The following is a 19,431-nucleotide window of genomic DNA, read 5'->3' as shown; positions in this document are numbered from 1 at the left end:
TCCTGTTCAAAATTTAATTTCTTAATAGAAACTCATTTACTATTTTACCAAAAATCTGTGGTTGTTCTACATGAATTGCATGCCCAACATCAATAATTTCTTTTTTACTAGAATTTTCAAGCTGCTGCATCATCTGTTTAGCTATTTCACAAAATTTTCGATCTAATTCACCACTTAGTAATAGCACAGGAGTTTTCACCCTTTTTAACTCATGCCATAATGAAGGCTGTACCCCAGTACCCATACCCATTAAACTATTAGCTAATCCACGAGGTGAATTCCTTAATCTTTGGTATCTGATTCGTGATTGTACTGAGTCTGGTAGTCTTTTTTGACTCTTAAAGAGAGGAATATCCTCCCACCTACGAACAAAATGAGAGAGATCATCAGAGCTCATAATATCTTTGGCTAATTTAGTATCAGCCTCTATCCTTTGTATTCGATCTTCCTCATTATTTAAACCCGGTGAACTACTTTCTAGTACTAACTTATTTATATACTGAGGAAATCTCACAGTGAATGATAAGGCAACTCTTCCTCCCATAGAATATCCTAGCATATTTGTATGAGATATTTCTAGCATGTCCATCATCTCTTTTATATCATTCACTACTTCTTCCATCGAATATCGTAAAACATCTTTAGGACTCTCCGTTTGACCATGACCGATTAAGTCAATTAAAATCAGCTCAAATTGTGAGAAATGATCCAAGACATGCATCCAGCTTTTAGTTGAACCTGTGAATCCATGTAGGAGAATGAGCCTTTCCTTCCCTTGATTTCCGTTATAAATTTCTACGTTGTAGTTAACACCTCTTACCTTCATGAGAGAACAGCTTTCTTTATTTCCTGGGAAACATGATATAACAAATCCCGATGAACTTTGACACGACTTTTGCGATCTGTTTTGATTTCAATCACCTTAAGTCCATGATTCTCCCACTCTTCGCTAAAATATTGATGGAATTGATCCCAACTTGTCATACTGTGAAATTCTCCTCCATACATGTCAACGGCCTTAGAGAAATCCAAGCCGATAGGTGTACCGAATAGTGTTTCAAAATGACGTTCTTCATTAGATTGTGGAAGGAATGAAAAGATTCCTCCTCCATCATTATTAATCAGGATAATCGTTAAATCGAGTTGATTTACTTTTGCAGCCAATAATCCATTCAGGTCATGATAAAAGGATAAATCACCAACTAAAAGAAATGTCGGCTTTGAACGTTCCACACTTAGCCCTAAAGCTGTCGAATTTGTGCCATCAATACCATTTGCCCCTCGGTTACAATAGAGATCTATTTTTTTTGGTGTATTTCTAAAGTAAGTATCAATATCTCTAATTGGCATACTGTTACCGATCATAAGTCTACTTTCACTTGGGAGCACTCGCTGAATCTCGTTGACAATCTTCCCTTCAAACAAATCTGTAATTGGCAGCAAGGCTTGTTCTAGTAAAGTACGATGTAGCTCATGACACTTCAACCAAATTTGATAATAGGCAGTCATTGCTTTTTCCTCTATTGATTCCACTAACGTTTTGCAAAAAGTAGCTTCCTCACATAGTACAATATGTGATGCGTTTAACGTTGTATCACGATAACTTCCACTAGGATCGATGACGATCTGAGTAATTTGCGGATTTTTTTTCAATAGAGTCGTTAATGGCTTTGATACTGGCATTGCTCCAAATCTAATGATAACATCAGGTTTTAACTTCTCTGCAATTTCCGGATCTTTAAGTAAAGTATCATAACAATCAATAATACTATTTTCCTTATGCCCAGCTCGCAACTGTGAAAGTGGATCTGCAAGTATAGGATATTTTAATGAGGCTGATAACTGTATAACATGTTGTTTATATGTAGAATCTTGTTGATCACCACAGACAATTAGTCCATTTTGAGTGCCTTTTATCACTTCAATAATGGCTTGCAACTGATGAGAATTAACTGTCTGGGTACCAATAGTTGTTGAAAGATATTCCTGTCGATTTTCGTAAGTACCCCATAAATTCTCTATTTTTAAATTTGGTACTAATGGTTCACGAAATGGAAAATTGAGATGGATAACTCCGGCTGGCTTTGTCATAGCTAAACCGACTGCTCGTCCTGCAATCGTCCTTACATAACGAAGGATCCCTTCATTCTCTTCAGGGATAGCAACATCAACAAACCATTTAGGATATTTCCCATACAGCTGAATCTGATCAATTACTTGAGGGGCACCAATATCCCTTAATTCGTGTGGACGGTCTGCTGTTAAAACGAGTAAAGGCACACGTGAGTAATACGCTTCAACAACAGCCGGATAGTAATTTGCTGCAGCTGTACCAGATGTACAAAGTAGTGCAACAGGCTTTTTGATAGACTTGGCTAATCCAATGGCAAAAAAACCAGCAGATCTTTCATCGATATTAACGTACGTTTTCAACAACGGATGTTCACACATTAAAATTGCTAAGGGAGTAGAGCGTGATCCTGGACTAATCACAACATGCTCTACCCCTTTACGCACTAGTTCATCGACGAAGTTTGCTACAAAGTGAGTAAATGAATCACCATTCATTCTCTAAACCTCCTAGAGCTGACAGCATCGGTTTAAGTTTAATTTTCGTTTCTAGATATTCTGACTTAGGATCAGACTCAGCTACAACTCCACAACCTGCAAATAAAGCAGCATTGTGTCCTTCTAATAAGCCTGAACGAATTGCCACAACAAACTCACCATTATCTTCATGATCAATCCAACCTATAGGCGCTGCATACCACCCTCTATGCATTGGCTCCAACTCTCTAATTTTTTCAATCGCCTTTTGCTTAGGAAAGCCTCCTAAAGCAGGAGTCGGATGTAGCTTATCAACTAGAGATAATAACGAATTCCCTTTCTTTATATAGCCCTTAACGGGAGTATATAAATGTTGGATGCTTTTTGTTTTAAGCAATGCTGGAGCTTTAGGAGAGATGATCTCGTAGCAGCATTCATTTAAAGCCTCTTTTATCATCTTCACGACGATAGTATGTTCAATTAAATTTTTCCGATCATTTAAAAGCTGCTCTCCTAATACAAGATCCTGCTTTTTTGTCTTCCCTCTTTTAATAGATCCAGCAAGACAGGTGGAAGAAACTTCTTGATCCACTTTTTTTATTAATCTTTCCGGTGTAGCACCCACAAAGTTTTGATTTCCATTTTCCAAACCAAAGATAAAGCTAGTAGGTTGCTCTTTTTGCAATCGACTGATCACGTTATTAGAATTAATTTCTTCTGTGAATTTCAAATGAACCTCTCGTGCTAAAACAACTTTGTCTATTTTCTCTTCCTTAATATCGTTTGTTGCTTTTTCTACTGCTTTAAGCCACTGTGAGGTTTGGTATTCAATTTCTGAGAATTCGTTAACTTTTTCACAATCTATTGGGTGAAAAGACACTTCTAAAGTTTGTTCAAAGTGCTTAATACAATCATCTAGCTGATCATACGGTGTAATCATCCTGTTAACGGTAATGAATGTTTTATGATTCAATCGTGTTAGCATCATTGTTGGAAGAACGAATTTCGCTTCCGGGAAATTCTGCCACAATGTATTTTTTTCTTTTGAAGGATCAAACGAAAACCCACCAAAAAGCAACGGACCAGTTCCTAGCTGTTGAGTATAGTTTGAAACAATCTTTTTATTTAAGCGCTTCCATTCACTTTCAATATCCGAAAAACGCTCACTTGTTTTATTATTTTCAAAGACATGTTCTTTTCCTAGTCCGATTAATGTAAAGTCTCGTTCTGGGGTAGACCAAATAAATCGCTCTCCAAAGAAAAGCTTTTCTCCTGAAGCATAGAAATGGAGGGGGTTAATTGCATCCACTTCTTTAACCCGGCTGACAATAACCGATTGATTCGTCTGCTTCGCCTCTTCTAATGCTTGTTCTATATGTTCTTTCATTGTATCGTCCAATGTTGTTATCAAGCTTATCCCCCCGACACTAAAAAATTGCTTTTATTAAGATACACCTAGCTTAAAGGAGTGTCAATAGATCATCCAAGTTATCTATTTAAAGGTCTTTATCCTTTTAGTTTCTGTTAGTCATCAAATGTTTAGCAATTAATTAAGTTAAAATCTTTGTTTAAAAATCGTATGATATCCTTATTATATATCTTGACGTAACGGATTAAAATGAAAACGTATTGAACAATTGATGATTTTATAGGCATTACTGGTAATAATAAGCTACAATTGCAGATATGAAAAGGATTGACACCCCTTATATATTTTTCTAAACTATTTTATGGAGTCGTTTGTATGAATGATTGGTTTTTTGTAAAAAAAAGGAGAGATGGTATGCAACCTCAGACAACGCCACATCTTCCTACTGTTAATAAGGAAAAAGGTTGGAAAGTTTGGTGGATGCTTCTACGTCCACATACTCTTTCAGCTGCATTTATTCCCGTTACAATAGGAACTGTATTGGCTTTACACGAAGGATCCATAAAACTCTCATTATTCATCGCAATGCTTGTAGCATCAATTCTAATTCAAGCAGCAACAAATATGTTTAATGAGTATTTTGATTATAAACGTGGTCTAGACAACGAGAACTCAGTCGGTATTGGCGGAGCAATCGTAAGGAACGGAATAAAAGCACGTACGGTACTAAATTTAGCCTTTATCTTTTTTGGTATCGCAACATTAATTGGTCTTTATATATGTCTTATGTCTTCCTGGTGGGTTGCCGTTATTGGAATTATTTGCATGCTAGCTGGTTATTTTTACACTGGTGGGCCAATTCCAATAGCCTACACACCATTTGGAGAGCTAGTAGCTGGATTTTTTATGGGTAATGTTATTATATTAATAGCCTTTTTTATCCAAACTGAAACCGTAACGATGAAGAGTTTTCTTATTTCTTTACCTGTTGCACTGTTAGTTGGAGCAATTCTAACAGCTAACAATATTCGTGATTTAGACGGTGACAAAGAAAATGGTCGAAAAACACTGGCCATATTGTTAGGTAAAAAAAATTCGATCATCTTTTTAGCAGGCATGTTTTTAACAGCCTATCTCATCATCTTTATCTTATTATTTTCAGGTTTAACATCTTTTTGGACATTACTTGTCCTATTAAGCACTCCGAAAGCCTTTAAAGCGGTTAAACTATTTATCGGAAAAACATTACCTATTGAAATGATGCCAGCGATGAAGGCAACTGCACAAACAAACGTCCAATTTGGCTTTCTTTTAGCGATTGGATTATTTATCGGACACTACTTGTAAGCACAGGGACTTCCCTGTGTTTTTTGTTTACGTATATGATCCTCCACTATTGTTAGTACATATTAACAATCATGTTTTCCCTATTCCTGCTCATACTACCTATAGAAAGAATATATAGGAAGGAGCGTGGATGGTTTGCTAAATTCACAACAAATTGAGACCTTCCGCTCACAGCTTCAGGTAATGAAGGAAGAAATTAACCACCGCTTCGAAATGAATGAACATTATGGGTTGGAAGAGGAGCATCCTCACGAATCTGTGGGGGAACTTTCAAGTTATGACAATCATCCGGCAGATGATGCAACTGAATTATATGAGCGAGAAAAAGACCTTGCTCTTAATGAACATACGGAAGAAGAATTACATGATATTGAAAGAGCTTTACAAGCAATTGAGAATGGAACATATGGAAAATGTGAGGTGTGTGGAATTGATATACCTCTTGAACGACTTGATGCAATACCTACAACTACTACGTGTAAGGAGCATGCACCTGAGCAGGTTGTCTCACACAATCGCCCAGTTGAAGAAGGTGTGCTTATGCCCCCATTTGGGAAATTTAATTATGATGAACAAGACGAAAATGTTGCATTTGACGCAGAAGACACCTACCAAGTAGTCAACAGCTATGGGTCTTCCGAAACGCCGTCAGATTTATCTAATCCAAATGTTGACCATTATAATGATGTATATATGGAATCTCAAGAGCCTGATGGCTATGTTGAAGATTATGAAAACTTCGTCGGCACTGATATAGAAGGAAATGAAATCACCATATACCCCACTAAATTACACGAGAAGTATGAAGATATGTTAGACGAGGACGGTTTAATGACCATTTTTGGAGATTTACCTCCTTATGAAAAGGATCCATATACCGAAGAAGAACTTTAAAATGAGGCTGGGACAGAAGTGCCTGGCACCTTATCGTAACGACTATATGTACGCACTGATTTATCTAGTGCACACAATAGATTGTATCGGAGGGTGCCTGGCTCTTTGTTTTGTCCCAGCCTCTTTGTCTTATGTACCTATAATCTGAACGAATCGTTCTTGCTCTAGACCCTTTGAGAAAAGGGAAAAGAGTAAAGCGAACTAATTCTCTTTTTCCCTCTAATCAATCTTATTCTTTTCTTACAAATCAATGAAACAGGCAGGGAATTCATCATCATATAGAGAATAAAAGAACGTATCTAATCTTTTTGGGGGGATTTATCATGAACGCACATGAAATTGATTACGTTCTACACGGAGATGATATGCAATGTGTAGAAATTGAGTTAGACCCAAGCGAGAGCGTCGTTGCCGAAGCTGGTGGCATGATGATGATGGAAGATGGAATTGATATGGAAACCATCTTTGGTGATGGAGATAACAGTCAAAAAGGGTTCTTAGGTAAGCTTGTTGGAGCAGGTAAACGAGTCATAACTGGAGAGAGCTTATTTATGACAGTATTCACAAATAAAGGTGTAGGTAAGAAGCGCGTATCCTTTGCAGCTCCCTATCCAGGAAAAATTATCCCTGTTGATTTAAGTGAGTTAGGTGGAAAAGTTATATGTCAAAAAGATTCGTTTTTATGCGCCGCTAAAGGTGTTTCAATTGGAATCGACTTTCAGAAAAAATTAGGAACAGGTTTTTTTGGTGGAGAAGGCTTTATTATGCAAAAGCTTGAAGGTGACGGACTTGCCTTTTTACATGCAGGAGGAACCATTATCCGTAGAGATTTACAACCTGGAGAAAAATTGCGAGTTGATACAGGATGTCTTGTCGCTTTAAGTAAAGAGGTTGATTACAATATTGAATATGTTGGAAAAATAAAATCAGCCTTTTTTGGTGGAGAAGGATTGTTCTTTGCTACCGTTGAGGGACCTGGGACTGTCTGGATTCAAACCTTACCATTTAGCCGTCTAGCGGACCGCGTGATTGCAAGTGCACCGTCTTCAGGTGGAGATTCACGTGGAGAAGGAAGTTTTCTTGGTGGAATAGGTCGTTTGTTAGATGGAGATTGATTGATAGAAAAAAGCAGCTGGGACATAAGTGTTTCAGTTAATGAGAAACCCGAACTATTAGGTGATTTTCCAATGAAAATCTCCCATATCGTTCGGGTTTTATTCTTTATCACTACATGTATTGTTTATGAATACGATTGTTAATCGCTAGTGCAATGGAGCGAAAAGACACTTGACTCCGTCGGGAGGTGGAGGGAAGGGTGAGACCCCACAGGCGTAGCCGATGAGGCTAAAGCTTCCTCCCTATGAAAAAGCAGTTCATTTTTTCCCGCGGAAAGCAAGGGGATGCAGCGGAATGGAACGTACTTGTTCTTCCACCACAACATGTTAATAAGGAACAACGTGCAAAAAGATAATTGTTCGTCTTTCGTCTTTTAAAAAAATGATTTTTTTTTACCCTGACGGGTTCACTTTTCGGAGGGGAAGTAAATTTATATTGCATAAATCACTTTGTTTTAGCAATACAATTAACATAGAAAATAACAAAAAAAGAGCATTGAGATGCCTCAATGCTCTTTTACATTAGGTCGAAATCGGCTCCTTCTGGATACAAAGCGATGTATTTTTCGTCTTCAGGGTTTAAATAAGCAATTTTTACTCCTTCAAGTAGGTTATTGTTCTTTAGTTCTTCTATAATTGTTTGTGTTGCTTTTTCAACATCAATAACAGAGTTTACAATATTAGCTGTACCACTACCTATATCTCCGCCATCACAAGCACCGTTGCCTGTCCAACCTAAACATTCATTCATTAAATCCTCAACGTGATGTCGCTTTTCAAGAGTTGCTTCCATCTGGTCTTCTTCATAGCTATATTGTACAACAAGCTCGAATAGTTCATCTTCATCTAGATAATCGTATCCCTCATTAGCTTTTTCTTCTGCTAATTCATCCATAAACTTTTCTGCCTTTTGAAATAGTGATAATTTCTTTTCCTCAGTCTCACCAGTATCTCCAATAGTACCGTAATGAATTACAAGCGTCTTACCATCTTGCCAAACTTCCCAATACAAAACCTCATCATCAACCTGTTTAGTCATCTTAATCAAGATTAACACCCCTTATCAACATAGAAATAGCCCTCTAATCAGCAAGGACAATAGCTATTGTCCACCTTTATTGTATATGATCGTTTACTGTTATTTTTATTAGAATATCAACTTAAACCTTTATTTAGCAATAAAAAAGACAAACCAATACTCTGATAATTGGTCTGTCTTTTAATGGTTTATTTTATTGTTTTCTCTCCCAAAGGAGAACCCGTTATTTTTACCCAACCACTTTTTTTGTTTTTGCTTATAAAAAAATCCTAAAATTCGGTGATTTCCCCTCACAGTAAGCGTTCTTGTTTACAAGAATATTTCATATGAATGTTGACTTATTTAGTAGACTCATTCATATTCAACAGTAATAAAGGTTAGGTAACACCTTTTTAGTAAAAACAAATGTCTGGAACATCCTTAAACCTTCATACCTATTGGTTCTATCTTCCATATTTCGTCAGCGTACTGCTTTATTGTTCGATCACTAGAAAAGTAACCTGAATGAGCAATATTGATTAAAGATTTTTCAAGCCACCTATCATTTTCCTGATAAGCGCTGCCTACTCGTTCCTGAACATCAATATAAGAAGCAAAGTCTCTTAGGACAAAATATTGATCATTTTGTACGAGTAATGAATCTGCAATTGCTTCATACTCTCCCTCATCCTCCGCAAAGAAACCATTCGTTAATTGATCAACAACCTGCCTGATTCTTAAATCATGATGATAATATTCCATAGAACGATAACGACCATTTTCCTCATAATTTAGCACTTCTTGCGCAGTTAATCCAAATGTAAAGATATTTTCTTGACCGATTTCTTCCATGATTTCAATATTTGCTCCATCTAAAGTTCCTACTGTGAGTGCACCATTCATCATAAATTTCATATTTCCAGTACCCGAAGCTTCTTTACTTGCTGTAGAGATTTGCTCACTAACGTCAGCAGCTGGAAAAATATCTTCTGCAAGAGATACACGATAATTCTCCATAAAGACAACCTTAATGACTTTTGACACTCTTGGATCATTATTCACTTTATCAGCTAGAGAGTGAATGAGCTTTATAATTTTTTTTGCATAATAATAGGTCGGTGACGCCTTTGCTCCAAAGATAAACGTTCTTGGTTGGATAAAAAAATTAGCATCCTCTTTTAATCGATTGTATAGGTACATAATATGCAAAACATTTAATAATTGTCTTTTATATGCATGCAGTCTTTTTACTTGCACATCAAAAATAGAATCTATATCGATTTTTATGCCATTTTTTTCTTCAATTTTCTTTGCTAGAATTTCTTTTCTAGATCGTTTCACATCAGAGAATTGCTCTTTTAATGAAGGATTATGGATATGTTTTTTCAAATCTAGTAACATCTCAGGTTTAGAAACAAATTCATCACCAATTGTATTTTTTAACAAAGTGGTTAACTCGGGATTCGACTTCAATAACCATCTTCTATGTGTGATTCCATTTGTTTTGTTATTAAATTTTGTGGGGTACATTTCATAAAAAGTCTTCATTTCTCGATTCTTTAAAATTTCCGAATGAATTTTTGCTACTCCATTGATACTGTTACTTCCTACAATAGCTAGATGCGCCATTTTAACCAAGTCATGTGCAATGATCGCCATCTGCTCTATTCTATACCAATCACCAGGATATTTCTCCCACAGCTCCGCACAAAACCGTTCATTAATCTCTTCTATAATCATAAAAATTCTTGGTAAAAGAGGTTTAAATAAATAAATTGGCCACTTTTCTAATGCTTCAGAAAGAATGGTATGATTCGTATAAGAAAGTGTTTTTGTCGTCACTTCCCACGCTTCCTCCCAGCTTAAACCTTCTATATCCATTAAAATTCTCATTAATTCAGGTATAGCTAACGCAGGATGTGTATCATTAATATGAATAGCAACCGATTTGTGTAATTCTCTTACATTCGCATTCTCTTTTTTATATGATGCCATAATATTTTGAATACTTGATGATACAAGGAAGTATTGTTGCTTTAACCTTAGAATTTTTCCTTCATCATATGTATCATCCGGGTACAAGAAATCCGTAATTGCTTCTGTATCGCGTTTATAGGTAAGGATATCTCTATTTGGAGCAAAAGAAGCAGGTTCAGCATTCCATAATCTTAATGTGTTAACGGTGCTTACGTTAAAGCCTACTACTGGCATATCATAAGGTACTGCAAGAACCTTTTCTGCTCCCACATGGTTGAAGGAAACATGATTTTCTTCTACAATCGTTTCAACTCTTCCCCAAAACAGAACTTCTTTCGCTTCATCAGATTTACGAACCTCCCACACATTCCCATGCCTGAGCCATTGTTCGGGAAGCTCTACCTGATATCCATCCACAATCTTTTGATCAAACAGACCATGTTTGTAACGGATACCACATCCATGTCCTGGCAAATTTAGCGTTGCAAGAGAGTCAAGGAAGCAGGCAGCCAGCCTCCCTAACCCTCCATTTCCTAAAGCAGCATCTGATTCACATTCTTCAATATCATTCAAAGAGATGTGTAATTCCTTTAACCCTTCCTCTACAACATCTTTAATACCGAGGTTTAATAAATTTTGGACTAATAACCGTCCTAATAAAAATTCAATTGATAAGTAATACACCTGCTTCTTATTTTCAGAACGATATAACTCGTTCGTTTCAATCCACTTTCTACTGATGTATTCTCTTACCATATTCCCTAACGTGTAGTACTGATCACGCTTTGTTGATTCTTCAAAACCCTTTCCACACATACTTTCAAGTCGCTTTAAAAAATTATTTTTAAAAGAGTCTTTGTTAGAGGACACGAACTTCACTCCCATCCATTAGGTCAGTATAAAGCATCAAATATTTCTTAGCTGACTGACTCCAACTATAGTCTTTTGTCATTGCTTCTTTCATGATTTCAGCCCATGTATCTGACTCATGATAGAACTGGAGTGCTCGATTAATTGTGTAGAACATATCATGTGCATTGAAATGTTTAAACGTAAACCCATTTCCCGATTTAACCTCTTCACGATATGCATGAACCGTATCATTTAGTCCACCTGTCTCCCGAACAATCGGTATCGCTCCATACTGAAGCGCAATTAACTGACCTAAACCACATGGCTCGAATTTGGATGGCATTAAAAACATATCTGAACCTGCATAAATGCTATGAGCAAGCTTTTCGTCAAAGCCTATAAACGCTTTAAATTTCGTTGGATACTTCGCTTCTATATAACGAAAATAGTCTTCAAATTCCTTATCACCAGTACCTAATATAATCATCTGCACATCTTCATTCAATATCTCATCTAGTACCCTTTTGACCAAATCTAGTCCTTTTTGCTTTGTTAACCTCGTTACCATTGATATGATTGGTGTTTTTTCCTCTACTGGTAAGTCAAAGTAAGTCTGTAGATACTGTTTGTTGAAAGCCTTATCCTCCAGAGTCTCAACACCATATGGTTTCGCAATGAGATCGTCTATAGCAGGGTGATACACTTCTGTATCTATTCCATTCAAAATACCGACTAACCGTTCATTGTGAAAAGAGAGTAAACCATCTAAATTTTCACCATAATACGATGTCTTAATTTCTTCCTTATATGTTGGACTAACCGTTGTAATAAGATCTGCTGAGTTGATACTTCCTTTCATGAAATTTACTAAACCATGAAATTCAACCTTTTCAAAAGTATCTGTATGGACCCCTAAAAGATCATATAGAACACTATGTGGAAATATCCCTTGAAATTGCAGGTTATGAATGGTAAATACCGTTTTAATTTCTGAATAAAAAGGAAGATGAACATATTCTTCCTTTAACAAGAAAGTAATCATACCTGTATGCCAATCATGCGTATGTATAACGTCAGGTTGAAAGTCAATGGCCTGAATTGTCTCTAAGACCCCCCGACAAAAAAAGGAAAAACGCTCTGCATCATCATAATGACCGTATAAAGAATCTCGCTTAAAATAATATTCATTGTCAAGAAAATAATACGTTATCCCATCATAAACGAGCGTTTCAATCCCACAAAATTGCTGTCTCCAGCCAACCGAAACCTTTATTTCAGTTAATTGCTTCATCTGATTTCGAAATTTCTCCCCAATTAAATGGTATTTTGGTAAGATAACTCTTACATCTACCCCAGCTTTCTTTAATTCCTTCGGTAAGGCTCCGGCAACATCCGCAAGCCCCCCTGATTTCACAAAGGGGGCACACTCTGATACAGCAAAAAGTACATTCACGAGTTCATCATCGCTCCTTGGATTGTTTTCTTTCTAAGAATAAGAGGCTTTTTACTTCCTCCTTCTAATTGGGTGTAATCTAGGACCTTTACATCTTTATCTGCAATAACATTTTCAAGTAAACACTGTTCCCCAATGTTTGTTTTTTGCATAATGACGCTGTTTTTTATGACTGTATCCTTTCCAATGTGAACTCCTCTAAAAATAATGCTATTTTCCACATGGCCTTCAATTTTACATCCGTTTGCAATAAGAGAATTTTTCACAACAGAATCCTTCCCATACATTGTTGGAGGTTCATCTTTCGCTTTTGTTAAAATTGGCCGATCTTTCTTAAATATTTCCTGCCAAATGTCCGGATTTAACAGTTCAAGACTGTGCTTGTAATAACTTGAAATGGAGTCAATTCTTGCCGCATAGCCGCTAAATTCAAAATCACAAATGGTTAAGTTCTTACGATTATCAACAATAATATCCGAAAGGGTTTTACACCCTGTTTGTGTTTTATCTTCAATTAAATCCTTTAATAGCGTTGTAGACATCATATACATTTGCAACGACTCACCATTTTTCCTTACTTCAGTGATGTCACACCTATTTTCTATATGTCTCTCTAGCACCTTTTTATAATCAATATTGCACACAGTATGACTATTTGTAATGACTGCATATTCTTGACTACTTCTTAAGAAGTAATCATAATGATCTTGGAATTGACGAAAAGAGCCAAATTCATCATACTCATTGTGAAGATGAGGAGAAGGGAAGAAAAAGAGGCCATCCTTTTTACGATTTAAATCCCATTGTTTCCCAGAACCTACATGGTCCATTAGTGATCGGTAGGAATATTTCGGGAATATTGCAACGCTCTCTATATCGGAGTTCACCATATTTGATAAAACAAAATCTATTAACCGATAACGCCCAGCAAAAGGAATGGCCCCTAATGAACGATGTAATGTTAAATCCTCCATTTCAGGCATAAAAGCTGTTGAATCAATAATTGCTAACATTTTATTATTCAATGTCTATTCTCCCTTCTGTCATATAAGAAGAGATGCTCTAGTTTTTTTAATAAAAGGATACTAGCTAAAACCTTACTAGAGACACCTAATCTACTTTTGGTTTTGTCTAAATGTGTGATTCTCTCTAGCGAAGTTCAATTTGGGAAACTTATTGCCCTTTCCACTTCGAATAGTTAATTTGTTTGAACATCAGCTTCATTCGAAATTCCCTCTACTATTTCTTCCGTTACAAGAATGATTTCTTCTTTATCTGTTGGACAGATAACAGTTCCATCGGGGATTGAAATGCCACCTGGCACAATTGCACGTTCTAACAGTACATTTTGACCAATTTCAGCATCTGGCATAATCACACATTCTTTAATTGTAGACTGTCGTCCGACTGTTACCCCTTGAAATAGAACGGAATGATCTACACTACCCGATATGACGCATCCATCATTAATAAATGAATTTGTTACTCGCGCTTCTTCCGCAATAAATTGAGGGGGATGGTTTGAATTAACCGAATAAATCTTCCAATGATAATCAAATAGATTTAACAAAGATTCATCATTTAATAGGTCCATATTAGCTTCCCATAGGCTCTTTACCGTACCAACATCCTTCCAATAGCCTTTGAAAGGATATGCAACAACATTCTTTTCCTCTTCCAATAACATCGGTATAATATCTTTCCCAAAATCGTGACTCGATTCTTGATTCCTTTCGTCCATTTCAAGAAATTCTTTTAATACTGACCATTTAAAAATATAAATTCCCATGGATGCTAAATTACTTTTCGGATGCGCTGGCTTTTCATCAAATTCCACAACTTCCATTTGCTCGTTCGTATTCATAATGCCGAATCTACTTGCTTCATCCCATGGTACTTCGATAACAGATATAGATGCATCTGCATTTTTTTCAACATGATAATCTAACATTTTGGAGTAATCCATCTTGTATATGTGATCCCCTGACAAAATGAGGACATACTCTGGATCGTATTGTTTGATGTAATTAATATTTTGATAAATGGCACTTGCAGTTCCTTTATACCATTTGACCCCAGATGATTCTGTGTAAGGGGGAAGAACAGTGACGCCGCCATTTTTACGATCTAAGTCCCAAACACTACCTATTCCAATATAAGAATTTAATAATAGGGGCTGATACTGGGTGAGGACCCCTACCGTATCTATACCTGAATTCGTACAATTACTCAGTGTGAAATCAATTATTCTATATTTTCCCCCGAACGGTACTGCAGGTTTAGCTAGACTTTTAGTTAAAGAACTTAGTCTACTCCCCTTACCCCCTGCTAGAAGCATTGCGACGCACTTTTTTCTTCCCATTTTTGTTCTCCCCTCTCTTTTTCACTGCTCGTAAAATCACTGCTGCATAGGGAGGAATTGTCATGGATATATGATAAGGTCTTCCATGACATTCTCCCTCAATCGCTTTAAGATTTTTTCCGTTAACTTGATTAGATCCACCATACTCGAGCCCATCGCTATTTAAAATTTCAACATACTCAGTATCAATAGGGACCCCGACTTTATATTCATAGTAGACTACTGGCTTAAAGTTACACACAACGACAAGCAGATCGTTGTCTTTTTGTCCTTTTCTTAAAAAAGAGAAGATACTCTGATCTCGATTATCTACATCAATCCACTCAAACCCTGCCTCTATATGATCTAATTCATAAAAAGGCTTCTGTTTTTGATAGATTGATTGAAGGTAGACTAGATAGTTTCTCATTTTTTGATGCATTTCATAATCTTCTAGCATCCAATCTAACTGTTCAAGATCCTTCCACTCGTCAAATTGTGCAAATTCACCTCCCATAAAGAGCAATTTCTTTCCAGGATGTGCAAACATAAACGCATAGAGAAGTCTTAGCTGCGCAAATTTTTGCCAGTAGTCACCTGGCATTTTATTTAATAATGATTTTTTTCCATGTACGACTTCATCATGAGAGAAAGGCAAAATGAAGTTTTCAGAAAAAGCATAAATTAAGGAGAATGTTACTTTATGGTGGAGATCATATCTTTTTTCTGGAGGTGCCTCCATATATGTAAGGATATCGTTCATCCAGCCCATATTCCATTTGTAGTTAAAACCCAAGCCACCAGACGAGGTAGGAGAGGTAACCAATGCCCAATCGGTTGAATCTTCAGCAATCATTAATAGATCTGGATCTTTTGCAAATACAGCTTCATTTAATTTTCGCAAAAAATCAATCGCAAATGGATTTTCTACTAATTCATTTGAATTGGGCCAATAGAGCATATTAGCAACAGCATCTACACGAAAACCATCGACATGAAAATATTCTATCCAAAATAGAGCATTTGAAATAAGAAAGCTATGAACTTCTGGTTTTCCTAAATCAAAATTAGCAGTGCCCCATACTCTATTTTCTCTGTCATTCTCATTTGGATAATCATATGTTGGTTCCCCATCAAACATGTATAATCCATGAGCATCCTTACAAAAATGTCCAGGAACCCAGTCAATAATGACTCCAAGATTAACCTCGTGGCAGGCATCAATAAAGGCCATGAGCTCCTTAGGTTCACCGAAGCGACTAGTTGCCGAATAGTAGCCAGTACCTTGATAGCCCCAGGATCTATCGTATGGATGTTCAATAATCGGTAACAGCTCCACATGAGTAAATCCATGAGCAAGGACATAGGGAATAAGAGTTTCTGCTAGCTCAAGGTACGTGTATAACTCACCATCTTCTTTCTTTCTCCATGTACCTAGATGCACTTCATAAATGGACATAGGTCGATCATAAGGTTGCCTTAAACGCTTCCTCTTCTTCCATTTTGCATCATTCCAACGATAACCAGATAAATCGTATACCACAGAAGCAGTATTTGGTCGAAGCTCAGAGTAGAAAGCATATGGATCTGCCTTGAGAAGGATCGTGTTATCATTTGTTAGTATTTCGTATTTGTAGAGTTCACCATGAACGATTCCTGGTATAAATAAATGCCATAATCCCTCCGCATTTAGTTTGTTCATCCTATGATTTTCCCCTGACCAATCATTAAAGTTTCCAACAACATTTACTTCCTTTGCATGAGGGGCCCACACACAGAAGCTTGTTCCGACTAGATCATCTATTGTTTGAACATGTGCTCCTAAAAAAACATAACTCTCAAACGAACTTCCTTCGTGAAACAAATGAATATCGAAGTCTGTTGGACAAATGACTGTCACCAAATTCACCCTTTCCTTTATTATCTATGCTTAACATTCAAGAGATACAAATAATTCCCTTCTGTGAAAACGTTTCTTTTTTACGACATAAACCAACAAAATCAAAGAGGAAATAGTGAATTACTATACTTTTAAAATATAAGAAACTCTTTAACATAATAGCCAAAAACCGCTGTTTTCCTAACAATTTCCTGCTAAACTGAAATTTAATAAAAAAGTTATTCTTTACTAGGTTAAGTAGTTGATGCCTGATTTAATCAGTGTTTTTAATATCTACTTCAATCAAAACATTTTATTAACATAATAAATTTTTCGACATTTTGTAGGATTTTGTTGGATAGTTTTTTTTATTTTTCAAAGGAAAATGTGTAGTTGTTTTTATTTTAGAGGGTTTTATGAATTCGATTCAATGAGTGTGTAATAAAATATACTCAAATAAAACGAAAATCAAAAGACATTAAGGAAACTACTATTTTTAAGTGGATTTTTTATGAAGGGTCGTTTTTACAAGGGTAGATGTAGAATTGCTTATCCTCAAGCGTTGCATTTTATCTTTTACGAAATAACAAAAAAACACTACTAACAAATAGTAGTGTTTTTTATCTTATGACCCGTACGGGATTCGAACCCGTGTTACCGCCGTGAAAGGGCGGTGTCTTAACCGCTTGACCAACGGGCCTAATTTTAAACAATTAAAATGGCGGAGAAGGAGGGATTTGAACCCTCGCGCCGCTTACACGACCTACACCCTTAGCAGGGGCGCCTCTTCAGCCACTTGAGTACTTCCCCATTTGGCTCCGCAGGCAGGACTCGAACCTGCGACCGATCGGTTAACAGCCGATAGCTCTACCACTGAGCTACTGCGGAACAAATAAAATGGTGGGCCTAAATGGACTCGAACCATCGACCTCACGCTTATCAGGCGTGCGCTCTAACCAGCTGAGCTATAGGCCCATTTTGGAGCGGGTGAAGGGAATCGAACCCTCATCATCAGCTTGGAAGGCTGAGGTTTTACCACTAAACTACACCCGCAAATGGGGCGACTGATGGGAATCGAACCCACGAATGTCGGAACCACAATCCGATGCGTTAACCACTTCGCCACAATCGCCATTATTTCATTTAAAAGGTGGCTCGGGACGGAATCGAACCGCCGACACATGGATTTTCAGTCCATTGCTCTACCAACTGAGCTACCGAGCCATATAAGATTTATTGTTTGCTTCTACTAAGATTGAAATGGCGGTCCGGACGGGACTCGAACCCGCGACCTCCTGCGTGACAGGCAGGCATTCTAACCAACTGAACTACCGGACCTTAGTTTTTTCACGAAGTGAAAATAACTTGGTTGCGGGGACAGGATTTGAACCTGCGACCTTCGGGTTATGAGCCCGACGAGCTACCAGACTGCTCCACCCCGCGATGATAGGGAATATAATTATGGAGGAGGAAAGGGGATTCGAACCCCTGCGGGCTTTGACACCCCTGTCGGTTTTCAAGACCGATCCCTTCAGCCGGACTTGGGTATTCCTCCTAGAATAATGGTGGACCTTGTAGGACTCGAACCTACGACCGGACGGTTATGAGCCGTCTGCTCTAACCAACTGAGCTAAAGGTCCAAAATGGTAGCGGCGGAGGGAATCGAACCCACGACCTCACGGGTATGAACCGTACGCTCTAGCCAGCTGAGCTACACCGCCATAATGGTATTTACATGATATTTATTGGTGGAGCCTAGCGGGATCGAACCGCTGACCTCCTGCGTGCAAAGCAGGCGCTCTCCCAGCTGAGCTAAGGCCCCAAAAACGGATATGGTCGGGAAGACAGGATTCGAACCTGCGACCCCTTGGTCCCAAACCAAGTGCTCTACCAAGCTGAGCTACTTCCCGTTTATGGCGCGCCCGAGAGGAGTCGAACCCCTAACCTTTTGATCCGTAGTCAAACGCTCTATCCAATTGAGCTACGGGCGCTAATGTTTTAAAGAAATCTATAAATTGTAAAATAATATGGTGCCGAGGACCGGAATCGAACCGGTACGGTAGTCACCTACCGCAGGATTTTAAGTCCTGTGCGTCTGCCAGTTCCGCCACCCCGGCACTACTTTTGGAGCGGAAGACGGGATTCGAACCCGCGACCCCCACCTTGGCAAGGTGGTGTTCTACCACTGAACTACTTCCGCAAAAAAACAGTATTATTTTCGTTATAAATAAAAATGCGGGTGAAGGGACTTGAACCCCCACGTCACAAGGACACTAGATCCTAAGTCTAGCGCGTCTGCCAATTCCGCCACACCCGCAAGGTGTGTATATGGTGAGCCATGAAGGACTCGAACCTTCGACCCTCTGATTAAAAGTCAGATGCTCTACCAACTGAGCTAATGGCTCTAAATTTTAAAACACTCTTAGTTTTGACATCCAAATCTCAGGAAGTAAATTCAAGGAGCATCTCGATTTGTATGCTGTAGCTTAGCTTTCTAGCATATGCAATCGTGCTCTACCAACTGAGCTAATGGCTCTTGTCTAATAAAACCCAAGTGAAAATGGTGCCGGCGAGAGGACTTGAACCCCCAACCTACTGATTACAAGTCAGTTGCTCTACCAGTTGAGCTACACCGGCTT

General features: G+C 37.7%; 12 protein-coding genes and 20 tRNA genes. 3 read left to right on the top strand and 29 right to left on the bottom strand.

Features of this window, described 5'->3' with window-relative positions; all coding sequences use genetic code 11:
* Positions 1-13: 13 nt before the first annotated feature.
* The 3 genes from menH to A9C19_RS04100 are packed head-to-tail and all read right to left on the bottom strand — an operon-like array spanning position 14 to position 3,958.
* Positions 14-826, bottom strand: coding sequence for a 2-succinyl-6-hydroxy-2,4-cyclohexadiene-1-carboxylate synthase (gene menH, locus A9C19_RS04110; RefSeq protein ID WP_072578758.1), 813 nt, complete (start codon positions 824-826; stop codon positions 14-16).
* Positions 823-2,568 carry a 2-succinyl-5-enolpyruvyl-6-hydroxy-3-cyclohexene-1-carboxylic-acid synthase gene (gene menD / locus A9C19_RS04105; RefSeq protein ID WP_072578757.1) on the bottom strand — a complete coding sequence of 582 codons (1,746 nt, stop codon included), beginning with the start codon at positions 2,566-2,568 and terminating at the stop codon, positions 823-825. Before menD ends, menH begins: the two co-directional genes overlap by 4 nt.
* Positions 2,558-3,958: an isochorismate synthase gene (locus A9C19_RS04100; RefSeq protein ID WP_072578756.1), complete on the bottom strand. Its 1,401-nt coding sequence runs from the start codon at positions 3,956-3,958 to the stop codon at positions 2,558-2,560. The genes menD and A9C19_RS04100 overlap by 11 nt, the downstream gene beginning before the upstream one ends.
* Before the next feature lie 372 nt (positions 3,959-4,330).
* Here A9C19_RS04100 and A9C19_RS04095 point away from each other — a divergent pair, with 372 nt between their 5' ends.
* The 3 genes from A9C19_RS04095 to A9C19_RS04085 all read left to right on the top strand — a co-directional run bounded on the left by A9C19_RS04095 (position 4,331) and on the right by A9C19_RS04085 (position 7,272).
* On the top strand, positions 4,331-5,263 hold the full coding sequence (locus A9C19_RS04095; RefSeq protein WP_072581734.1) for a 1,4-dihydroxy-2-naphthoate polyprenyltransferase: 933 nt from the start codon (positions 4,331-4,333) through the stop codon (positions 5,261-5,263).
* Positions 5,264-5,398: 135 nt separating this feature from the next.
* Positions 5,399-6,157 (top strand): TraR/DksA C4-type zinc finger protein, encoded by a 759-nt coding sequence (locus tag A9C19_RS04090; RefSeq protein ID WP_072581733.1) that lies wholly within the window; start codon positions 5,399-5,401, stop codon positions 6,155-6,157.
* A 323-nt stretch (positions 6,158-6,480) separates the two neighbouring features.
* Entirely contained in the window at positions 6,481-7,272 is a 792-nt protein-coding gene (locus A9C19_RS04085; protein WP_072578755.1) for a TIGR00266 family protein, read from the top strand.
* A 517-nt stretch (positions 7,273-7,789) separates the two neighbouring features.
* Here A9C19_RS04085 and A9C19_RS04080 read toward each other — a convergent pair.
* From A9C19_RS04080 to A9C19_RS03955, 26 genes are all read right to left on the bottom strand, one after another.
* Positions 7,790-8,320 carry a WGR domain-containing protein gene (locus tag A9C19_RS04080; RefSeq protein WP_072578754.1) on the bottom strand — a complete coding sequence of 177 codons (531 nt, stop codon included), beginning with the start codon at positions 8,318-8,320 and terminating at the stop codon, positions 7,790-7,792.
* A gap of 411 nt (positions 8,321-8,731) precedes the next feature.
* A complete protein-coding gene (locus tag A9C19_RS04075; RefSeq protein ID WP_072578753.1) occupies positions 8,732-11,137 on the bottom strand; it encodes a glycogen/starch/alpha-glucan phosphorylase in 2,406 nt (801 codons plus the stop codon).
* On the bottom strand, positions 11,127-12,572 hold the full coding sequence (gene glgA / locus A9C19_RS04070) for a glycogen synthase GlgA (protein WP_072578752.1): 1,446 nt from the start codon (positions 12,570-12,572) through the stop codon (positions 11,127-11,129). The genes A9C19_RS04075 and glgA overlap by 11 nt, the downstream gene beginning before the upstream one ends.
* Complete coding sequence (locus tag A9C19_RS04065) at positions 12,569-13,585, bottom strand: GlgC family sugar phosphate nucleotidyltransferase (RefSeq protein WP_072581732.1); 1,017 nt, start codon at positions 13,583-13,585, stop codon at positions 12,569-12,571. Before A9C19_RS04065 ends, glgA begins: the two co-directional genes overlap by 4 nt.
* A gap of 185 nt (positions 13,586-13,770) precedes the next feature.
* On the bottom strand, positions 13,771-14,934 hold the full coding sequence (locus tag A9C19_RS04060; protein ID WP_072581730.1) for a glucose-1-phosphate adenylyltransferase: 1,164 nt from the start codon (positions 14,932-14,934) through the stop codon (positions 13,771-13,773).
* Entirely contained in the window at positions 14,891-16,813 is a 1,923-nt protein-coding gene (gene glgB, locus A9C19_RS04055; protein ID WP_099092737.1) for a 1,4-alpha-glucan branching enzyme, read from the bottom strand. Before glgB ends, A9C19_RS04060 begins: the two co-directional genes overlap by 44 nt.
* 607 nt (positions 16,814-17,420) lie before the next feature.
* A tRNA-Glu gene (locus A9C19_RS04050) sits at positions 17,421-17,492 on the bottom strand.
* A 19-nt stretch (positions 17,493-17,511) separates the two neighbouring features.
* A tRNA-Ser gene (locus A9C19_RS04045) sits at positions 17,512-17,602 on the bottom strand.
* Between the two features lie 3 nt (positions 17,603-17,605).
* Positions 17,606-17,680 (bottom strand) — tRNA-Asn (locus A9C19_RS04040).
* Positions 17,681-17,690: 10 nt separating this feature from the next.
* Positions 17,691-17,767, bottom strand: a tRNA-Ile gene (locus A9C19_RS04035).
* 4 nt (positions 17,768-17,771) lie between these two features.
* Positions 17,772-17,845 (bottom strand) — tRNA-Gly (locus A9C19_RS04030).
* Between the two features lie 3 nt (positions 17,846-17,848).
* Positions 17,849-17,924: transfer RNA gene (locus tag A9C19_RS04025), tRNA-His, on the bottom strand.
* Positions 17,925-17,943: 19 nt separating this feature from the next.
* A tRNA-Phe gene (locus A9C19_RS04020) sits at positions 17,944-18,016 on the bottom strand.
* Positions 18,017-18,053: 37 nt separating this feature from the next.
* Positions 18,054-18,130: transfer RNA gene (locus A9C19_RS04015), tRNA-Asp, on the bottom strand.
* A gap of 28 nt (positions 18,131-18,158) precedes the next feature.
* Positions 18,159-18,235: transfer RNA gene (locus A9C19_RS04010), tRNA-Met, on the bottom strand.
* Positions 18,236-18,254: 19 nt separating this feature from the next.
* A tRNA-Ser gene (locus A9C19_RS04005) sits at positions 18,255-18,347 on the bottom strand.
* Between the two features lie 8 nt (positions 18,348-18,355).
* Positions 18,356-18,432 (bottom strand) — tRNA-Ile (locus A9C19_RS04000).
* 4 nt (positions 18,433-18,436) lie between these two features.
* Positions 18,437-18,513 (bottom strand) — tRNA-Met (locus A9C19_RS03995).
* Between the two features lie 25 nt (positions 18,514-18,538).
* Positions 18,539-18,614 (bottom strand) — tRNA-Ala (locus tag A9C19_RS03990).
* Positions 18,615-18,625: 11 nt separating this feature from the next.
* Positions 18,626-18,702: transfer RNA gene (locus tag A9C19_RS03985), tRNA-Pro, on the bottom strand.
* 4 nt (positions 18,703-18,706) lie between these two features.
* A tRNA-Arg gene (locus A9C19_RS03980) sits at positions 18,707-18,783 on the bottom strand.
* Positions 18,784-18,820: 37 nt separating this feature from the next.
* A tRNA-Leu gene (locus A9C19_RS03975) sits at positions 18,821-18,909 on the bottom strand.
* Between the two features lie 8 nt (positions 18,910-18,917).
* A tRNA-Gly gene (locus A9C19_RS03970) sits at positions 18,918-18,992 on the bottom strand.
* A 34-nt stretch (positions 18,993-19,026) separates the two neighbouring features.
* Positions 19,027-19,109 (bottom strand) — tRNA-Leu (locus A9C19_RS03965).
* 12 nt (positions 19,110-19,121) lie between these two features.
* Positions 19,122-19,197, bottom strand: a tRNA-Lys gene (locus A9C19_RS03960).
* Positions 19,198-19,353: 156 nt separating this feature from the next.
* Positions 19,354-19,429, bottom strand: a tRNA-Thr gene (locus A9C19_RS03955).
* Positions 19,430-19,431 lie beyond the last annotated feature (2 nt).

Origin of the sequence: Bacillus weihaiensis (genome assembly GCF_001889165.1) — a bacterium.
GTDB classification, from domain to species: domain Bacteria; phylum Bacillota; class Bacilli; order Bacillales; family Bacillaceae; genus Metabacillus; species Metabacillus weihaiensis.
The sequence above is the reverse complement of the archived record's forward strand: the minus strand, read 5'-3'. Positions and strand labels throughout refer to the sequence as shown.